The sequence below is a fragment of the Gelidibacter sp. genome (assembly GCF_035577925.1).
Lineage (GTDB): Bacteria > Bacteroidota > Bacteroidia > Flavobacteriales > Flavobacteriaceae > Gelidibacter.
On record NZ_DATJCY010000211.1, the window covers coordinates 1 to 2,821 of the forward strand.

At 37.3% G+C, this 2,821-nt stretch carries 2 protein-coding genes and 1 pseudogene; all 3 read right to left on the reverse strand.

Going from position 1 to position 2,821, the window contains the following annotated elements:
* On the reverse strand, positions 1 to 1,320 hold a 1,320-nt coding region (locus VNJ50_RS08410; RefSeq protein ID WP_325580864.1), incomplete at its 3' end, for an aldehyde dehydrogenase family protein.
* A 574-nt stretch (positions 1,321 to 1,894) separates the two neighbouring features.
* A complete protein-coding gene (gene apaG, locus VNJ50_RS08415; protein ID WP_325580866.1) occupies positions 1,895 to 2,281 on the reverse strand; it encodes a Co2+/Mg2+ efflux protein ApaG in 387 nt (128 codons plus the stop codon).
* 234 nt (positions 2,282 to 2,515) lie between these two features.
* A pseudogene (locus tag VNJ50_RS08420) lies at positions 2,516 to 2,821 on the reverse strand (DUF5103 domain-containing protein); the annotation flags it as partial.

Genomic DNA, 2,821 nt, shown 5'->3' on the forward strand with positions numbered 1-2,821 from the left:
AGCATTGTCTTCATAAACATAAACCGTAATCACAGGGCCAAAGAGTTCAGTGCACATGGTCGTGTATTTCGGATCGGTAGTTTCTATTACCGTAGGTTCAATAAAATAACCTTTGCTCTTGTCGTAATTTCCACCGGCAATAATTGTAGCGTTTTTGTCGTTTTTAGCTTGGTCAATATAGCTTGCCAATTTATCAAAAGAAGCTTCATGGATGACAGCAGTTACAAAGTTGCCCATATCTTCAGGCGATCCCATGGTGATGGAGTTGAGGTCCTCAATAACGTAGTCTTTAACTTGGCTCCAAAGGCTCTTAGGAATATAAGCTCTTGATGCCGCACTACATTTTTGGCCTTGAAATTCAAAAGCTCCTCGTGTAATAGCTGTAGCCACTTGTTTTGGATGTGCTGTTTTGTGTGCAACAATGAAGTCTTTTCCTCCAGTTTCGCCAACAATTCTTGGATAGGTTTTATAGTTTGAAATATTATTCCCGATTTTTTTCCATAAATCCTGAAAAACCGATGTTGATCCTGTATAATGTAATCCGGAAAAATCTGGGCTTGCCATAATAGTATCGGTAATCATGGCTGGATCGCCAAAAACAACATTGATAACTCCTGCAGGAACACCAGCTTCTTCAAAAACATCCATAATGACCTTAGCTGAATATATTTGATGGTTGCTTGGTTTCCAAATGACTACGTTCCCCATTAAGGCCATACATGACGGTAAGTTGCCCGCAATTGCCGTAAAGTTAAATGGTGTAACCGCATATGTAAATCCTTCTAAAGGACGGTACTCCACTCGGTTCCAGGCGTCACTTGTGCTTTTTGGTTGATCGTTGTAGATCTCTGTCATATATTGCACGTTGAATCTCAAGAAATCGATGAGTTCACATGCTGAATCAATTTCTGCCTGATGGATGGTTTTAGATTGTGCAATCATGGTGGCTGCATTGATTTTTGCGCGGTAAGGACCAGCAATCAATTCGGCAGCTTTAAGAAATATTCCGGCGCGATGTTCCCAAGGTAATTGAGACCATGTTTTTCTAGCCTCAAGAGCGGTTGCAATCGCCTCATCAACATGGCTTTTTTCTGCCAAATGATAAGTCCCTACAATATGTTTGTGGTCGTGTGGTGGCGACATGGTTCTGGTGTTTCCAGTGGACACATATTTGCCGTTGATATAAAGAGGCACATCAACTTTGCTATTGAACATTTTAGAGTATTCTGCTAAAACAGCTTCGCGTTCAGGGGTTCCCGGAGCATATGTTTTTATAGGTTCGTTGACCGCTGTAGGTACCTTGAAAATTCCTTTTCCCATGAGTATTTTAAATTTTTGTGAGTTATAAAAAAATGATTACAAACATACAAAATTTATAAGTTTTTAAACTCAATATTTTGCTAAAAACAAGTTAATGTACAAGTGTTTCTTTCTGGATTTAAAAGTGTTCAATCATTAAGGTTTTAAGTAAAGACCATTCAGGTTTTTAATATCGAATTGGATTTTGGTAGTTGTCTTGCAACAGATTAAATAGTGGGTAGAGGGTAGTCGTTTAGAAGGTAGTGGTTTAGAGGGCAGTGGTTAGATGTTTGATAAGTTTTAATAAATTTTGAAAGCAGTCCTGCGTCTTACGTCTTTTCGTCTTACGTCAATTTAGAAACCAGAAATAAAGATTGTTATTAACGATTGATGATCGAAGGCCATGTCATGAGATAAACTTCACATTGCCGTCCTACGTCTTACGTCTTTTCGTCTTATGTCAATTCAAAAACTAGAAATAAAAATTGTTGATTAACGATTGTTGATCGAAGACCATGTCATGAGATAAACTTCACATTGCCGTCCTACGTCTTACGTCTTTTCATCTTACGTCAATTCAGAAACCACAAACTTTTTAATTAAGTGCAAAAGGAGCACTCAGTTTAAAGGAAGGAATATAGACTTTAAATGTTTTGGAGTTTTCAAAATTAACCATGTTGTAATGCCCTTGCATAGCACCAAATGGCGACGAAAGCAAGCATCCCGAAGTATAGGTGTGTGCTTCGCCAGGTTTTAAAATCGGTTTTTTGCCAATCACACCTTCACCTTCAATAATTTCTATATTGTTTAAAGCATCGAGTATTCTCCAATGGCGCGAATTTAATTGCACTGAGTTTTTACTTTGATTTTCTATGGTCACCTTATAGCCAAAAGCAAAATGGACCTTGTAGTTTTTATAAAAAGTACCTTCAAATGTAGTCTCTACACTTATCTTGATGCCGCTAGTTATTTGCTGGACCATTGGGAATTGTTTTTTAGATTGTTGCTAAAATAGTATAATTCCAATCATTTTGACAGTTTATTTTGCTTAAGATGTTGGTTATTATCAATTTTAACAGCTTTTTATGACAGAGTGCTTGGTTTTCCATTTAAAAAAATAGCGATTTTGCGAGTCTTTCAAAAGGGAATGGTTTGGTCAAATTGGTAACTGCTTTTGATAAGATCCGTATGGTAACTCCGTTTTTGTAGCTCAACATTAATTTGAAATGTTTAGTGATGATGCTTCACCCATGCCAACTAGTCGGTCATAGCGCGCACCAAGGTCCCTGTAATACACTAAAACTTTATAGTTGTTTTCGGTTTGATAAAAATTTCCACTAATGGCACCTTCATCGAGAACACCGTTTTTGTCGGTTACCACATATTTGTAATTGTAAAATCCTTGTTTTAAACGGAAAGCACATTCGTACAATCTTGTTTCAGGATTAAAATGAAGTTCGTTTTCCGGTTCCAAAGCATAATTATTGAAATTACCATACACATATACCGATTGGCCGTCGTT

Bases quoted from the DNA above. Each gene is read 5' to 3' on its own strand.
- apaG (WP_325580866.1), bottom strand. From the start codon at position 2,281: ATGGTCCAGCAAATAACTAGCGGCATCAAGATAAGTGTAGAGACTACA.